This is a genomic window from Nannocystis pusilla, from assembly GCF_026626665.1.
In the GTDB taxonomy this organism is placed as follows: Bacteria; Myxococcota_A; Polyangia; order Nannocystales; family Nannocystaceae; genus Nannocystis; species Nannocystis pusilla.
The window spans coordinates 8,000,251-8,015,086 of record NZ_JAPNKE010000002.1; the positions used below are offsets into that span (position 1 = coordinate 8,000,251).

A 14,836-nucleotide genomic window follows, 5' to 3' on the forward strand; every position below is an offset into this window, starting at 1 on the left:
ACATCGGTCAGCGCCGCGGGAGCTCGATCCGCGGGCGCTTCGGATCTTCGCGCGAACGGCGGCGGTAGAGCACGACCACGCGGCCGATCACCTGCACTGCGGCGGCGCCGGTCTGGGCGGCGAGCTCTTCGGCGGCTTCGACCCGCTCGCCGGGGAAGTTCTGGCCGAGCTTGACCTTGATGAGCTCGTGGTCCTCGAGCGCGATGCTCGTGGCGCGCACGACTTCGGGAGAGATCCCCTCGGCGCCGACCTGCACCACGGGGGCCAGGGAATGGGCGAGCGACTTGAGGAAGGCGCGGCTGCGGGCGCCGAGGACAGGGCGGTTCACGCGGCGGAGTGTACCCGGCGCGGACGCGCAAGGCGGCCCGGCTCACGCGTGCGCGCGGTCGCGCGCGCAGCTCACGCCCCCTGGCGCAGCCACACCAAAAACTCGCGGTTGCCGTCCTGGCCCTCGATCGGCGAGTCGCACAGGCCCATCTGGCGCAGGCCGAGCGCCTCGGCGGCGGCGAGGACCGCGCGGCAGGCCTCGGCGTGGTCCTCGGCGTCGCGGACGATCCCGCCCTTGCCGACGCGCCCGGGGCCGAGCTCGAACTGCGGCTTGATCAGCGCCACGACGTCCGCGCGGGCGGCCAGAAACGGCAGCACCGACGGCAGCACCTTCACCAGCGAGATGAACGAGCAGTCGGCCACCGCCAGGTCGGCGGCCTCGGGGATCGCCTCGCGCGGGAGGGTGCGGATGTTGCTGCGATCGAGCACCACCACCCGCGGGTCGCTCGCCAGCTTCCACGCCAGCTGGCCGTAGCCGACGTCGATCGCGTAGACCCGGGCCGCGCCGGCCTGCAGCAGGCAGTCGGTGAAGCCGCCGGTCGACGCGCCGACGTCCAGGGCCACGCGATCGCGGACGTCGAGCGCGGTGAATTGGTCGAGCGCCCCGCGCAGCTTGAGCCCGCCGCGCGACACGAACGGGTGGTCGGCCACGCGCAGGCGGACGGCCGCGTCGGCGGGGACGAGCGCGCCGGGCTTGCTCTCGGTGTGGTCGCCGACGACGACCTTGCCGGCGATGATGAGAGCCTGGGCGCGCGAGCGGGAGTCACACAGGCCGCGGTCGACGACGAGCTTGTCGAGGCGGACGCGGGGAGGTTGCGGCACGGGGCCATGTCGTATATCGCAAGCCGGTGGTGCGCACGCAGATCCTCGGCGGGCTCGGGGTGGGCGCTCCCGCCGGCCTGGAGCGCGCTCTGCAGTGGTTGATCTCGCCGCTGGACGGTCCCCAGATCGTGCTGCTCGTCGTCGTGGTCGCGTGTGGGCTGCTCGGCCTGGTTTGGCGCGGCCGGCGGCCGGGTCCGGACGCGTGATGTTTCGCCCATCCGCGGCCCTCGCTGCTCGCCCCGTCGCCCGCTCGTGACGCTTGCTTCGGTGAGTCACTTCGGTTAGCTTCCCGGGCCTCCAAGTTCTCCGGGGCAGTAGCTCAGCTGGGAGAGCGGTGCGTTCGCAATGCACAGGTCAGGGGTTCGATCCCCCTCTGCTCCACTAAAACCGAGCCCGAAGTCCTCCGACTTCGGGCTCGTTGCTTAACGCGCGCTTGATCGATGCGCGCGGCTTTCGTCCGCGCGACGGCCGCGATCATGGCTTGAACCGGCTGCGCCGAGGTGCCAGGATCGGCGGACCTCACGCTTTCGCAGCGCCTCGGTTCATGTACAAGCTCTTCAAGCGCACGTTCTACCCGGGCCACTTCGAGGTGCAGATGTCCGGCGCCTGCGACACCGGGATGTCGCGCGAGCACAACGAGGACGCGATCTCGATCCAGGAGGACGACGGTCGCGGCTACTACCTCGCCGTCGTGTGCGACGGCATGGGCGGGCACAACGCGGGCGAGCTCGCCTCGGCGCTGGCGGTCGAGCGGATCACCGCCTACATCGACGGCAACTTCCGCAAGCAGGGCCCGCGCGAGCTGCTGTACCACGCGTTCTTGCTGGCCAGCACCGCGATCACCGAGTTCAGCGCCAAGAGCCCCGACACCGAGGGCATGGGCTGCACCTGCGTGATGGTCATGGGCATCCGCGACAAGATGTGGGTCGCGCACTCGGGCGACAGCCGGGCCTACCTCGTCGACAAGAAGGCCGCCACGCCGATCACCCTCGACCACACCATGGTCCAGGAGCTCGTGAGCAAGGGCGTCATCACCAAGGAGCAGGCGGCCGTCCACCCCTATCGCGGACGGATCTCCCGCTGCCTCGGCCACGGCCGCTCCAAGGGCGTGCCCGACATCAACGCCGGCATCATCGAGGCCGGCGACAACATCTTGCTGTGCTCCGACGGCCTCTCCGATGTCGTCCCCAACGAGGAGATGCACAGCATCATCACCCAGCATCCGCCGCAGGAGGCCACGCGTCGGCTGGTCAACGCCGCCAACCGCCACGGCGGGCCCGACAACATCAGCGCGGTGCTGCTGCGCCGCGTGATCTGAGCGCCGCCCGGGTTCGCCATGACGTGGAAGCGACTCGTGCTCGTGGGCCTGTGCGCCTGTCGGCCGGCCGCTGCGCCCGAGCCTGCGGCCCCCGAGCCCGCGGCGCTCGGGGCGCCGAGCAGCGAGCCTGCGGCCCCCGAGCTCGCAGCGGCGCCGAGCGGCGAGCCTGCGGCCCCCGAGCCCGCAGCGGCGCCGGTCACGTACGAGCTCGACGGGCACCGCCTGGTCTTGCCGCGGCCGGTCGACTTCGCCGCCGCCTCCGACGTCCCGGGCCGCGGGAGCGAGATCGCGCTGGACCACGTTCGCGGCTATTTGCAGGCCAAACCGGCCGTCACGCGGGTTCGCATCGAGGGTCACTTCAGCGGGCCTGACGCGCAGGCGATGTCCGAGCGGCGGGCGCTGGCCGTCGCGCGTGAGCTCGTGCGCATGGGGGTCGACTGCAAGCGGCTCTATCCGGTCGGCTTCGGCGACAGCAAGCCGATCGTCGACGGCAGCACGCCCGAGGGCCGGGTCCAGAACAATCGCATCGAGGTCCACAACGTCGCCTTGATGGGGCGGGCGATCGGTGGGATGCCCGCCGACGGCGGCGGCAGGCCGGCCGGCGACCCTTGCTCGTGAGTCTTGCGTCGCGGCCTCGACGCGGGGCCTTCGAGTCGCACTCGTCAGTCGGCCTTCCGTTCGACTTCGGGCCCTGACGAGGTTTGCAATGGCCTCGCCGCCTTGCTACCAAGCCCAGACCCATGTCTGCGGGCAATGACATTACCGTCCCGGTCCCTCGCTTCGATCTGGCCGCGCGCCGGCGCACCCTGCCGCTGCTGCGGGCCATGCAGGAGCGCGTGCTCGTGTGCGACGGGGCCATGGGCACCATGATCCAGGCGCGCACCCTGACCGCCGACGACTACGGGGGTTACGACGGCTGCCCCGAGGTCCTGGTGCGCACGCGGCCCGACGTCATCCGGGACATCCACGCCGCCTACTTCGAGGCCGGGGCCGACTGCGTCGAGACCGACACCTTCGGCGGCATGCCGCACGTGCTGGCCGAGTTCGACCTCGCGGGCGAGTGTTACGCGCTGAACCGGCGCGCCGCCGAGATCGCCAAGGAGGTCGCGCGCGAGTACTCGACCCCCGAGCGGCCGCGCTTCGTGCTCGGCTCGATCGGCCCCGGCACCCGCCTGGTCTCGCTCGGCCACATGAGCTTCGACGACCTGCTGGCCAGCGTCATGCGCCAGGCCGAGGGCCTCATCGACGGCGGCGCCGACGGCATCCTCATCGAGACCTGCCAGGACATCTTGCAGGTCAAGTGCGCGGTGCTGGCGGTCCACCGGGTCGCGCGCGAGCGGGGCGTCGAGGTCCCCGTGCTCGTGCAGGTCACCGTCGAGACCACCGGCACCTTGCTCGTCGGCACCGACACGGCGGCCGCGCTGGTCGTCCTCGAGTCGTTGCCGGTCGACGTCGTCGGCCTCAACTGCGCCACCGGCCCCGACCTCATGGTCGAGCACGTGCGTCACCTCGGGCGCACCAGCACGCGCATGGTCTCGGTCCAGCCCAACGCCGGCCTGCCGCAGAACGTCGACGGCCGGGCCGTCTATCACCTCACCCCGGCCGAGCTGGCCAAGGCGCACCGCCGCTTCGCCGAGGAGTTCGGCGCCAGCCTCGTCGGCGGCTGCTGCGGCACCACGCCGGCGCACATCAAGGCGATCGCCGAGGCCGTCGCCGGTCTCAAGCCCGGGCCGCGGCCCGACAAGTTCACCCCGCAGTGGCGAGCCTCTACAGCGTCTGTCCCTGGACCAGGACTCCGGGCCGCTGCTGATCGGCGAGCGCACCAACGCCAACGGCAGCCTCAAGTTCCGCGAGATGCTGCTGGCCGAGGACTGGGACGGCATCGCCGAGCTGGCCAAGGAGCAGCAGGCCGAGGGCGCCCACGTGCTCGACGTGTGCGTCGCCTACGTCGGCCGCGACGAGGTCCGCGACATGAGCGAGTGCCTCAAGAAGATCGTCCCGGCGGTGTCGCTGCCGATCATGATCGACACCACCCAGCTCGACGTGCTCGAGGCCGCGCTCAAGCTGATCGGCGGGCGGCCGATCATCAACTCGATCAACCTCGAGGACGGCGAGGGCAAGTTCGACAAGATCGCGGTGCTCGCCCGCGAGTATGGCGCGGCCCTGGTCGCCCTCACCATCGACGAGGAGGGCATGGCCAAGGACGCCGCCGGCAAGCTGCGGATCGCCAGGCGCATGCGCGACCTCGCCGTCGACCGCCACGGGCTCATCGAGGCCGACCTCGTGTTCGACCCGCTGACCTTCACCATCGCCCAGGGCGAGGAGGACAGCCGCAAGCTCGGCCTCGAGACCCTCGAGGGCATCCGCCTGATCGACACCCAGCTGCCCGAGGCGCGCACGATCCTCGGCCTGTCCAACATCTCGTTCGGCCTCAAGCCCTACCCGCGGCAGATCTTGAACTCGGTCTACCTGGCCGAGGCGCGCGAGCACGGCCTCGACGCCGCGATCCTCAACGCCAAGAAGATCATCCCCACCCACAAGCTCGGCGAGGACGACCTCAAGATCACGCGCGACCTGATCTACGACCGCCGCGCCGAGGGCTACGACCCGCTGTTCGCCTTCATCGACCGCTTCGCCGGCGCCAAGAAGATCGAGTCGGGCCCGCCCGAGGAGGCGCTGCCGCTCGAGGAGCAGATCAAGAAGCGCATCGTCGACGGCAACAAGGTCGGCTTCGACGTCCTGCTCGACCGGGCGCTCGAAGTCTACCCGCCGCTGCGGATCATCAACGAGATCTTGCTCGACGGCATGAAGACCGTCGGCGAGCTGTTCGGCGCCGGCAAGATGCAGCTGCCGTTCGTGCTGCAGTCGGCCGAGGCGATGAAGACCGCCGTGCGCCACCTGGAGCCGCACATGTCGAAGACGGCCGGCCCGAGCAAGGGCTGCATGGTGCTCGCCACCGTCAAGGGCGACGTCCACGACATCGGCAAGAACCTGGTCGACATCATCCTCAGCAACAACGGCTACAAGGTCGTCAACCTCGGCATCAAGCAGCCGATCGAGGCGATCCTGGCCGCCGCCGCCGAGCACAAGCCCGACACGATCGGCATGAGCGGCCTGCTGGTGAAGTCGACCGTGATCATGAAGGAGAACCTCGAGCGCATGCGCGAGCTCGGGCACCTGATGCCGGTGATCTGCGGCGGCGCGGCGCTGACCCGCGGCTACGTCGAGCACAACCTGCAGAACGCCTACAGCGGCCGCGACGAGGACCTGGCCGCCGGCGAGGCCGCGACCGACGCCTCGCCGCAGCGGCAGGCCGAGTCGCGCCCGCGCTCGCGGGTGTTCTACGCCAAGGACGCGTTCGAGGGCCTGGCGCTGATGGACGAGCTGTGCGGCCACGTGCCGCCCGACAAGATCAGCCTGACCGCGCCGAAGCGGATCAAGGCCTATCGCCAGACCACCCAGGAGGAGTGGGAGGCGCACATGCGCAAGTCGATGGAGACCTACGTGAAGAGCGGGGTCCAGCCGGCCGCGCGGGTGCCCACGCCGCCGTTCTGGGGCGCGCGGATCGCCGGCCCGGAGGAGGTCCAGCTCGGCGAGATCTTCCGCTACATGAACAAGAAGGCGCTGTACGTCGGCCAGTGGCAGTACCGCCGCGGCAAGATGAACGAGGCCGAGTACGAGGAGCTGCTCGAGAAGACGGTCGAGCCCAAGTTCCGCATGTGGTGCGAGCGGGCGGTGGCCGACAAGATGCTGCAGCCGCGCGTGGTCTACGGCTACTTCCCGTGCCAGAGCGACCACAACGACCTGCTGATCTATCCCGCGCCGGGCGAGCCCGACGACCGCACGCCACGGGTCAGGATCACGTTCCCGCGCCAGCTCGACAAGGGCCGCCTGTGCATCGCCGACTTCTTCCGCAGCGTCCGCTCGGGCGAGCGCGACGTCATCGCCCTCACCTGCGTGACGATGGGCGAGGTGGCGACCCAGCACTGCCAGGAGATGTTCGCGGCCAACCGCTACGACGATTACCTGCACTTCTACGGGCTCGGGGTCGAGGGCGCCGAGGGCCTGGCCGAGCTGTGGCACAAGCGGGTCCGCCGCGAGCTCGACATCGCCCAGGACGACAGCACCGACATCAAGGGCCTGTTCGGCCAGCACTACCAGGGCTCGCGCTACAGCTTCGGCTACCCGGCCTGCCCCCGCCTCGAAGACCAGGTCCACCTCTGCAAGCTGCTCCGCACCGAGAACATCGGCGTCACCCTCACCGAAGAGGGCTTCCAGCTGGTCCCCGAACAGTCGACCAGCGCGATCATCGTCCATCACCCGGACGCCAAGTATTTTAATATCTAGCGCCCGATGGCCACGCCGGGTGCGGCCATTCGCTGCACCGGCGCGGCCCGACCGTCCGCGCGCCCGGCCGCCGCTCGGGCGCTCCTCGTCGGCCGTCGTCGAGCACGACGGCCCGCCCGACGACGTCCTCGCCGCCGACCCGGGCCCACGCGGTCGCGCCCCCGCGCTGCTGCGAATCGACCTCCCGCCGGGGACTGCATTCGGCGACACCGACGCTCGACCGGGCGAATCATGACACTCGCATGACACCGCTCGCGCTCCAGCTGAGCCCGGCGGCCGTTCACCCTGACGACGACGACAGCTTTACGCGGCCGCGACGCTGAGCCTGTTCGCCGCGGCAGCGAGCTCAAGCACGGAAGCGAAACACCGTGGCACTCGAGCCGGAGTGGACGCCTGACCGACGCTCTGCGCCGACCCGCTCGCGTGCCACGCAATCACCGTTTCGGCCCCGGGCCGCAAAGATGCACAGATCCGCGCCGGGCCGGCGCTGCACGCGAATCTACGGCCCCCCGCGCAGCGCCGCTGCGACGGCCCGGACATCCCGGCCCATTGTCGAGACGCGTCCCTCGTGTCACCTTTCCCGCGTGCGCCGGTCCGCGCTCGTCTTGTTCGCTCTGCCTGGCCGTCATGGGCTCGCGGAAGGCCAGGCCCGCGAGAACTTCGTGCCCTCGGCCGACGTTCCACGGGACGCCGCCGGGCGCACGACCCGGAGCCGGACCGCGCCGCGCCGCTCCAGCACCTGTTCCTCTGAACAGTAACGCCCACGTCCTGGTCCTGGTCGAACATGTCACTCCGGGCAGTCACAGAATACAGCGAGCGCGACCTGGTCTCGACCTTCGTCGCCGACCTGCGTTCGCACCTCGTCCTCTATTATCGACAGTTCGGCGGCGACATCGTCACCGCCGGCGGCAACACCTACAACAGGCCCAGGACGCCGTGTCGCTCGACCTCGTCGTCGAGCTGAACGACCTCCTGGACGACCCGTACGCCCACGACCTCGACGACTTCCGCGTGCTGCGTCACCCCGACGTCGTGTTCCCCGGCTCCGACATCTCGTGGTTCGGCGCCTATCACCGCAACACCTGCGTGCTCAGCCAGATCTACGACTTTAATTGAGCGAAGATCCGACCTCACGCCGGATGAAAGCCCGGAGGCGGCTGCGGGTCGCGGACCCACCTCGACCGTCGTGCACCGTGAACGGAGGGTGCTCGCCGGCGATGAGGCTCAGGTGCGTGACCAGCCCGCCGTCGCTGCCGAGCCACAGGTGCAGCATGCAGGCCGGCGGCTCCATCACGAACGCCAGCCGGTTCGCCGGCGGCAGATCGAGCGCAAGCTGGTGCGCGGTCGACGGGCACGTGCACGCCACCGTGCCCGCGAACCTGCGCACGATCGGCCGGTGAAGGTGCCCGCACACGACGCGCTCGACCTGCGGATGCCGCCGGAGCACCGCAGCCAGGCGGTCGCTGCCGTCGAGCCCGAACGCGTCCATCACCGGGATCCCGAGCGCAAACGGCGGGTGATGCATGGCGACCACCGTCGGCCGCTCCGGCGCCTCCGCGAGGCGAGCCTCGAGCCAGGCGAGCCGCTCGCCACACAAGCGACCGCCGGCCTCCCCCGGGACCTGGGTATCGAGCGCGACGAGCCGCACCGGCCAGTCGTCGACCGTGTACTGTAAAAGGCCGGCGCGCGGCAAATACCCGTGATCGGCGAACACGCGGCGGAGGTTGTCACGATCGTCGTGATTGCCGGCCAGCAGGAACACAGGCATCCGCAGCGGCGCGAGCAGCTCGCGCAGCCGCTCGTACTCGCCGACCTCGCCGCGATCGACCAGGTCGCCGGTGATCATCACCAGGTCCGGTCGGCGCTCCAGGCGATTCAGGTGCGCGACGGCGCGGGCCAGGTGCCCCGACGTGCGAAGCAAGCTGTCGGCGACGCCCTCCAGCGCGCTGACGTGGGGGTCGCTGATCTGCGCAATGAGCATGTCTCACTCCCAGGTTATCGGTTCAGCACCATCTCGGTCCCGGGCAGCTCCACGCGCTCACGGAAGCCGTACGCCTTATAAAAAGATTGCGCGTCGCGGGTGCGCAGGAGGACCCGCCGGCAGCCGCGCACCTGCGGATGGTCGAGCAGCAATTTCAAAAGAGCCTTGCCGAGCCCGCGGCCGCGCCAAGCCTCGGCCACCACGATGTCGAGCAGGAAGGCGCAGCGCGCCCCGTCGGCGATCCCCCGCCCCGAGGCGATCAGCGCCCCCGCCTCGTCGCGCGCCCCCACCCAGGCCGACGAGGACACCTGCGCGCGGGCGATCCTGTCCCGCGGGACATCCACGTTCCAGTACTGGCCGGCCAGCAGCTCGACCGCCTCCGCCAGGTCGCGCGGCCCCATCGCGCAGCGCAGCCGCGCCCCCGCCGGCGCCTGCAGGAACTCCGGCGTCGGCACGCTCGGATTGGCCGCGCGCACCAGGTCGACCGCCCGCGGATCGCCGGGCTCCCCGCGCGCCCACAAGAATCGCAGCACCTTGCCCAGGTCGTCGGCCCCGCGGTTCTGCCCGAGCTTGGCCTTGCCGTCGACCTGCGTCAGCGGCATGCCGACCACCGCGATCCCCTTCACCGCCCCGCGGTAGCGCGGGTCGTCGGCGGTGATCGGCGCGTACCCGCCCTCCGGCTGGTGCTTCTCCATCAGCGCCTGCAGCACGCGGGCCTTGAGCCCCGGCTCGTCGACCGCGTGCAGCGTCCCGTGGGCCTGCGCGCTGAGGTAATACGTGGTCGCAGGGCACGCGCGCTCCGGGTCGAACACGTGGCTCGGGATCGTCGCAATCGTCTCGTCGGCGGCGATCACCGCCTCGTTGCCGACCGCCTCCGACTTCTCGCCGACCGGCGCCGCGTGGAAGTACAGCCAATGGTCGAGGACCACCGCGTGGAGCGAGCGCAGCACCGGCTGCCCGCGCTCGCCGACGCTCGCAAGGCGGACCACCGGCGCCGCCGCCAGCAGCGCGACCGCCTCCTCGCGCGCCATCCCGAAGAACTCCTGCTTGCGCATGCCTCGAGGATGGCCGCACACTGGTCCATGAAAAAGGTCCAGTTCTTTCATGTCGACTAGACCAGTTCGGCCGTGGCAGATCGCCGTCGACCTCGACCCCGCCGGCGATCTGCCGCTGTTCGTGCAGATCGCCCACGCCGTCTCGGCCGACATCCGGCGCGGCCGCCTGCGCCCCGGCGACCCGCTGCCGGGCAGCCGCCGCCTCGCCGAGGACCTCGGCGTCCACCGCAACACCGTGCTCGCCGCTTACCGCGAGCTCGAGTCCGAGGGGTGGATCGACAGCGCCCAGGCCCGCGGCACCTTCGTCTCGCGCACCCTGCCCGAGCCCACCCCGCGACGCGCCGGTCAGGCGCTGCGCACCGGCGTCCCGGCCAAGCCCGCGTTCGACCTCGCGCCCGGGCCCGAGGGCTACTTCCCGATGCCGCGCACCCCGGGCCTGCTCGCCCTGCCCGGCGGCGTGCCCGACCTGCGCCTCGTGCCCGCGGCCAGCCTCGCCCGCGCCTATCGCCGCGCCCTCGCCCGCACCGACCTGCTCGGCTACGGCGACCCGCGCGGCCTCGTCGACCTGCGCCGCGTCCTCGCCGACATGCTCGCCGCCACCCGCGGTCTGGCCTGCGGCGAGGACGACCTGATCGTCACCCGCGGCAGCCAGATGGCCCTCTCTCTGGTCGCCCGCGCCCTCCTGCGCCCCGGCGACGTCGTCGCGGTCGAGGACCCCGGCTATCGCCCCGCGTGGAGGCCCTGCGCCTCACCGGCGCGCGCCTCGTCCCGATCGCCGCCGACGCCGGCGGCCTCGACGTCGACGCCCTCGCGAGCTTGCTCGCGCGCGAGCCGGTGCGCGCCGTCTACACCACGCCGCACCATCAATACCCGACCACCGTCACCCTCGCCGCCGGTCGCCGCTTGCAGCTCCTGGCGCTCGCCCGCACCCATCGCATGGCGATCCTCGAGGACGACTACGACCACGAGTTCCACTACGAAGGCCGCCCCGTGCTCCCGCTCGCCAGCGGCGACGCGGCCGGCTCCGTCGTCTACATCGGCACATTATCGAAGGTGCTCGCGCCGGGGTTGCGGATCGGCTACTGCGTCGCCCCCCAACCATTGCTCGAGCGCGTCGTCGCGGTCCGCTCCTACACCGATCTCAACGGCGACCGCACCCTCGAAGCCGCGGCCGCCGAGCTGCTGGAGAGCGGCGAGGTCGGTCGCCACATTCGCCGCGCGCGTCGCACGTACCTGGCCCGCCGCGACGCCCTCGTGCACGCGATCGCAAGCCGCCTCGGCGACGTCCTGCGCATCACCCCGCCGAGCGGCGGCATGGCTTTGTGGGCCCGCGCGCACGGCGTCGACCCTTCCGCGTGGATGCGCGCCGCCCAGGCCCGCGGCGTCGCGTTCCAGGTCGGCCGCCAGTTCAGCTTCGAGGCGCGCCCGCTGCCATACCTGCGCCTCGGCTTCGCCGGCCTCGACGAGCGCGGCCTCGCCGAGGCCATCCGCCGCATGGCCCTCGCGCTCGGCGACCTGCGCAAGCAATGATCGCACCGAGCTCCCGCGCTCGCCGCCCCGGTGCAAGCAATCATTGCGCCGAGGTCGTTCCTCTTCCCCGCCCACCCATCCATGGCGGGACGCTGGCTCGGACGCGCGAGACACGTGAGGCCGCCGCGGCCTGACCGTCGCTCGCCGACCTCACCATTCCATCGCCCCGCGCGACCTCCCGCCGCTGCGGCGCGCTATCCTCGGCGAGCCGCCATGACCCGCCTCCTGCTCGTCAGCAACTCCACGCTCCACGGCTCCGGCTACCTCGACCACTGCGCCGAGCTGATCGGGCAGTTCCTCGGCCGCGGTGTCGGTCGCGTCCTGTTCATCCCGTTCGCCCTGCGCGACCGCGACGCCTACGCCGCCCAGGCGCGCGCCCGCTTCGCCGCGCTCGGCTACCAGCTCGACAGCCTGCACGAGGCCGCCGACCCGCGCGCCGCGGTGCAATCGGCCGAGGCGGTGTTCACCGGCGGCGGCAACACCTTCCGCCTGCTGCACCAGCTCTACGCCCTCGACGTGCTCGCGCCGCTGCGCGAACGTGTCCTTTCGGACATGCCGTACATCGGCTCCTCGGCCGGCTCGAACATCGCCGGCCTGACGATCGGCACCACCAACGACATGCCGATCGTCGAGCCGCCGAGCTTCCGCGCGCTCGGCCTGGTGCCGTTCAACCTGAACCCGCACTACCTCGACCCCGACCCCGGTTCGACGCACATGGGGGAGACCCGCGAGAAGCGGATCGAGCAGTTCCACGAGGAGAACCCGCAGCCGGTGGTGGGCCTGCGCGAGGGCTCGCTGCTGCGCCGCGAGGGCGCGCGGCTCAGCCTGCTGGGCGTGACCGGCGCGCGGATCTTCCGCCAGGGCCAAAGGCCCGCGGAGGTGCCCCCCGGCGCCGATCTGAGCGAACTCCTCGCTTGAAGGGTGCTATTCAAAGTGGCCATGTCCGCCGTGTACTACAGGGTCGAGTTCGCCGGACCACGCTTCATCACAGTCGACCGCCTGGGCGACGCCCCCGGCTGGTCGCTGCGCGTCGACGCCACCGAGGGCCTCGCGTCGCTGCTCCCGCGCGGCTACGTCCGCGCCCTCGGCGACGACCTCGTGCTCCTCTTCACCGAGGGCGAGCACGCCCGCACCGGCGCCGCCTATCACCACAAGATCCACCGCCTCACCCGCGACGGCCGCCTGTTGTGGTCGCTGCGCGCCCGCCCGGTCGGCGACCCGGTCCTCCACGGCGGCTACCTGCTCGTGCCCGCCGCGCCGGTCGCCCCGCGCACGCCCGAGGACGAGGTCCCGCCGCTGCAGCTGCAGGTCCGCGACCCCGAGACCGGCGCGCTGCTCGCCAGTTTTCCCGTTCAGGCGCCCGCGGTCCTGCGCAGCGCCTACCGCCACGCCGCCCGCGCCCTGGGCGCCCACCTCAGCCCCGGCCCCCACGGCGTCCACGTGGCAGTGTCCGCGTGGTTCACCGGCCCGCTCGCCCCGCCCCGCGGCGCCGGCGCGTTCGACGTCCTGCTGACCCTCGACTAGCGATTGGCGGGCTGCTCGCAAAACCATGTCCTTCGGACATGCCCTCACGGCCATGTCCAATCAGTCATCCGGAGCGCTGCCGGCGAACTCGTCCCGGCGGGGCAGGCCGAGCATGAGTGCGGCAGCGGCCGCGCCACTGGCGGAGGTGCGACTCGAGCTGCTCGCGCTCGAGCTCGGCGGGGGCCTTGTGCAGCTCGGCCGTGCGGCGCCGGATCGCTTCGTCGCGGCCGACATGTCCTTTCGGACATTCCATTTCTTCTTTAAAAGTCCGATCAGTCATCCGGAGCGCTGCCGGCGAACTCGCCCCAGCGGGGCAGGTCGAGCATGAGGCCGGCCTTGCGGCAGCGGCCGCGCCACTGGCGGAGGTGCGACTCGAGCTGCTCGCGCTCGCGCTCGAGCTCGGCCAGCTTCGCGGGCGCGGGCGCCTTGCGCAGCTCGGCCGCGCGGCGCTGGAGGGCCTCGCCGCGGCCGACCAGCTCGCGGTCGCGCACCGCCAGGCGCTCGCGCGCCGCGTAGAAGTGGTCGGCCCCGCCCCCTCCTCGTCGTCGCGGCCTTCGTCATCGGGGTCGGCCTCGTCGACCTCACGGACCAGCCGCTGCAGCTCCGCTCGCAGCCGCTCGCGCTCGCGCTCGACTTGCGCCGCCTGGACCGCGAACGCCGCCCGCGAGCCGCGGAAGTCGCGGGTGATGCTGCGCTCGACCGCCTCGCGCCGGCGGAGCAGCGCCTCGCCGTCGGCCATCAGCTCGTCCTCGATCGCGGTCATCGCCGACCTCGCGCGTCACCTGTCTCTGGGGTCATGTCGAGGGCATCGGCGCGGGGGCGCGGCGGGCGGGCGGCGGGATGGTGCGACGCGGGCATGACCCTGGAGTTGTAGCGGATCTGCGGGCCGGTCGGCGCCGCGCGCGAGGCCTTTGCCCCCGTGGCGCCGGCAGGGTCGCTCTGCTATGGGTCCGCGCCATGACGATGCAAGGCAAACACGTGCTGATCACGGGCGGCAACACCGGGATCGGCAAGGCCACCGCGATCGAGCTGGCGCGCCAGGGCGCGGCGGTGACGATCACCTCGCGCGACGCCGCCAAGGGCGAGGCCGCCGTCGCCGACATCAAGCGGCAGAGCGGCTCCGACGCCGTGGAGGTCATGCGCCTCGACCTCGCCTCGCTGGCCGACGTGCGCCGGTTCGCCGCCGAGTACCTCGCCGGTCACCCGCGCCTCGACGTCCTCGTCAACAACGCCGGCCTCGTGCAGGGCGACCGCGGCGAGACTGCCGACGGCTTCGAGACCACCTTCGCGGTCAATCACCTCGGCCACTTCCTGCTCACGCACCTGCTGCTCGACCGCCTGAAGCAGAGCGCGCCCGCGCGGATCGTCGTCCTCGCCTCCGACGCCCACCGGGCCGCCCGCGGGCTCGACTTCGACGACCTCCAGGCCCGCCGCAAGTACAGCGCCTTCCCCGTCTACTGCCGCTCCAAGCTGGCCAACCTCCTCTTCACGCTCGAGCTCGCCGAGCGCCTGCGCGGCACCGGCGTCACCGTCAACGCGGTCCACCCCGGCGTCGTCGCCTCCGGCTTCGCCCTCGACGGTGACACCCGCGGCATCACCCGCTTCCTCGTCGGCCTCGCCCAGCGCTTCATGCTCACCCCCGAGCAGGGCGCTCGCACCTCGATCTACGCCGCCACCGCCCCCGAGCTCGAGGGCGTCAGCGGCCAGTACTTCGTCAAGTCGAAGCAGGCCCGCCCGACCCGCTACGCCCTCGACCGCGCCGCGGCCCTCCGCCTGTGGGAGGTCTCCGAGCAGCTCACCGGCACCGCCAAGTCGGCCGCCGCCTGACCTTCGGGACAGGTCGAAGAGCTCGATCCTCGCCTGTCCCCGAGGACTGTTGATCGGCCCGAGCCTCGACGCGACCTGACGACCTCGGCGAGCCGACGACGATCG

Annotated in this window: 15 protein-coding genes, 1 tRNA gene and 2 pseudogenes; 13 read left to right on the plus strand and 5 right to left on the minus strand. The window is 71.7% G+C overall.

Annotated features, from left to right (window positions below):
- Positions 1-7 precede the first annotated feature (7 nt).
- Positions 8-328 carry a ribosome assembly RNA-binding protein YhbY gene (gene yhbY / locus OV079_RS35170; protein WP_267773786.1) on the minus strand — a complete coding sequence of 107 codons (321 nt, stop codon included), beginning with the start codon at positions 326-328 and terminating at the stop codon, positions 8-10.
- Positions 329-399: 71 nt separating this feature from the next.
- Positions 400-1,149: a TlyA family RNA methyltransferase gene (locus tag OV079_RS35175; RefSeq protein ID WP_267773787.1), complete on the minus strand. Its 750-nt coding sequence runs from the start codon at positions 1,147-1,149 to the stop codon at positions 400-402.
- Positions 1,150-1,175: 26 nt separating this feature from the next.
- On the opposite strand from OV079_RS35175, the gene OV079_RS56485 reads away from it, so the two are divergent.
- The 8 genes and pseudogenes from OV079_RS56485 (at position 1,176) to OV079_RS35215 (ending at position 7,930) form a co-directional block, all read left to right on the plus strand.
- Entirely contained in the window at positions 1,176-1,355 is a 180-nt protein-coding gene (locus tag OV079_RS56485; RefSeq protein WP_267773788.1) for a hypothetical protein, read from the plus strand.
- A gap of 102 nt (positions 1,356-1,457) precedes the next feature.
- Positions 1,458-1,530, plus strand: a tRNA-Ala gene (locus OV079_RS35185).
- A gap of 163 nt (positions 1,531-1,693) precedes the next feature.
- The gene (locus OV079_RS35190; RefSeq protein ID WP_267773790.1) at positions 1,694-2,467 is read left to right on the plus strand and encodes a PP2C family protein-serine/threonine phosphatase; all 774 of its coding nucleotides are present in this window, start codon (positions 1,694-1,696) and stop codon (positions 2,465-2,467) included.
- Between the two features lie 18 nt (positions 2,468-2,485).
- Positions 2,486-3,085 (plus strand): OmpA family protein, encoded by a 600-nt coding sequence (locus tag OV079_RS35195; protein ID WP_267773792.1) that lies wholly within the window; start codon positions 2,486-2,488, stop codon positions 3,083-3,085.
- Between the two features lie 248 nt (positions 3,086-3,333).
- Positions 3,334-4,119, plus strand: a pseudogene (locus OV079_RS59140) (homocysteine S-methyltransferase family protein); the annotation flags it as partial.
- A 202-nt stretch (positions 4,120-4,321) separates the two neighbouring features.
- A complete protein-coding gene (locus tag OV079_RS35205; protein WP_267773796.1) occupies positions 4,322-6,814 on the plus strand; it encodes a methionine synthase in 2,493 nt (830 codons plus the stop codon).
- A 784-nt stretch (positions 6,815-7,598) separates the two neighbouring features.
- Positions 7,599-7,778: a hypothetical protein gene (locus tag OV079_RS35210; RefSeq protein ID WP_267773798.1), complete on the plus strand. Its 180-nt coding sequence runs from the start codon at positions 7,599-7,601 to the stop codon at positions 7,776-7,778.
- Positions 7,751-7,930 carry a hypothetical protein gene (locus tag OV079_RS35215; protein WP_267773799.1) on the plus strand — a complete coding sequence of 60 codons (180 nt, stop codon included), beginning with the start codon at positions 7,751-7,753 and terminating at the stop codon, positions 7,928-7,930. Before OV079_RS35210 ends, OV079_RS35215 begins: the two co-directional genes overlap by 28 nt.
- Here the strand turns inward: OV079_RS35215 and OV079_RS35220 are convergent.
- Positions 7,923-8,795, minus strand: coding sequence for a phosphodiesterase (locus OV079_RS35220; protein WP_267773800.1), 873 nt, complete (start codon positions 8,793-8,795; stop codon positions 7,923-7,925). The genes OV079_RS35215 and OV079_RS35220 overlap by 8 nt on opposite strands.
- Positions 8,796-8,809: 14 nt before the next feature.
- Entirely contained in the window at positions 8,810-9,850 is a 1,041-nt protein-coding gene (locus OV079_RS35225; protein ID WP_267773801.1) for a pyridoxamine 5'-phosphate oxidase family protein, read from the minus strand.
- Between the two features lie 49 nt (positions 9,851-9,899).
- On the opposite strand from OV079_RS35225, the pseudogene OV079_RS59145 reads away from it, so the two are divergent.
- The 4 genes and pseudogenes from OV079_RS59145 to OV079_RS35240 form a co-directional block, all read left to right on the plus strand.
- Positions 9,900-10,517 (plus strand): annotated as a pseudogene (locus tag OV079_RS59145) (GntR family transcriptional regulator); the annotation flags it as partial.
- A 65-nt stretch (positions 10,518-10,582) separates the two neighbouring features.
- Positions 10,583-11,380 (plus strand): aminotransferase-like domain-containing protein, encoded by a 798-nt coding sequence (locus OV079_RS54735; protein WP_338088973.1) that lies wholly within the window; start codon positions 10,583-10,585, stop codon positions 11,378-11,380.
- A gap of 213 nt (positions 11,381-11,593) precedes the next feature.
- Complete coding sequence (pepE, locus tag OV079_RS35235; protein WP_267773803.1) at positions 11,594-12,298, plus strand: dipeptidase PepE; 705 nt, start codon at positions 11,594-11,596, stop codon at positions 12,296-12,298.
- A 21-nt stretch (positions 12,299-12,319) separates the two neighbouring features.
- The gene (locus OV079_RS35240) at positions 12,320-12,904 is read left to right on the plus strand and encodes a hypothetical protein (RefSeq protein WP_267773804.1); all 585 of its coding nucleotides are present in this window, start codon (positions 12,320-12,322) and stop codon (positions 12,902-12,904) included.
- A 272-nt stretch (positions 12,905-13,176) separates the two neighbouring features.
- Here the strand turns inward: OV079_RS35240 and OV079_RS35245 are convergent, their stop codons facing one another.
- Entirely contained in the window at positions 13,177-13,395 is a 219-nt protein-coding gene (locus tag OV079_RS35245) for a hypothetical protein (RefSeq protein ID WP_267773806.1), read from the minus strand.
- A gap of 466 nt (positions 13,396-13,861) precedes the next feature.
- Between OV079_RS35245 and OV079_RS35250 the strand changes: the two genes are divergently transcribed.
- The gene (locus OV079_RS35250; protein WP_267773807.1) at positions 13,862-14,731 is read left to right on the plus strand and encodes an SDR family oxidoreductase; all 870 of its coding nucleotides are present in this window, start codon (positions 13,862-13,864) and stop codon (positions 14,729-14,731) included.
- Positions 14,732-14,836: the final 105 nt, after the last annotated feature.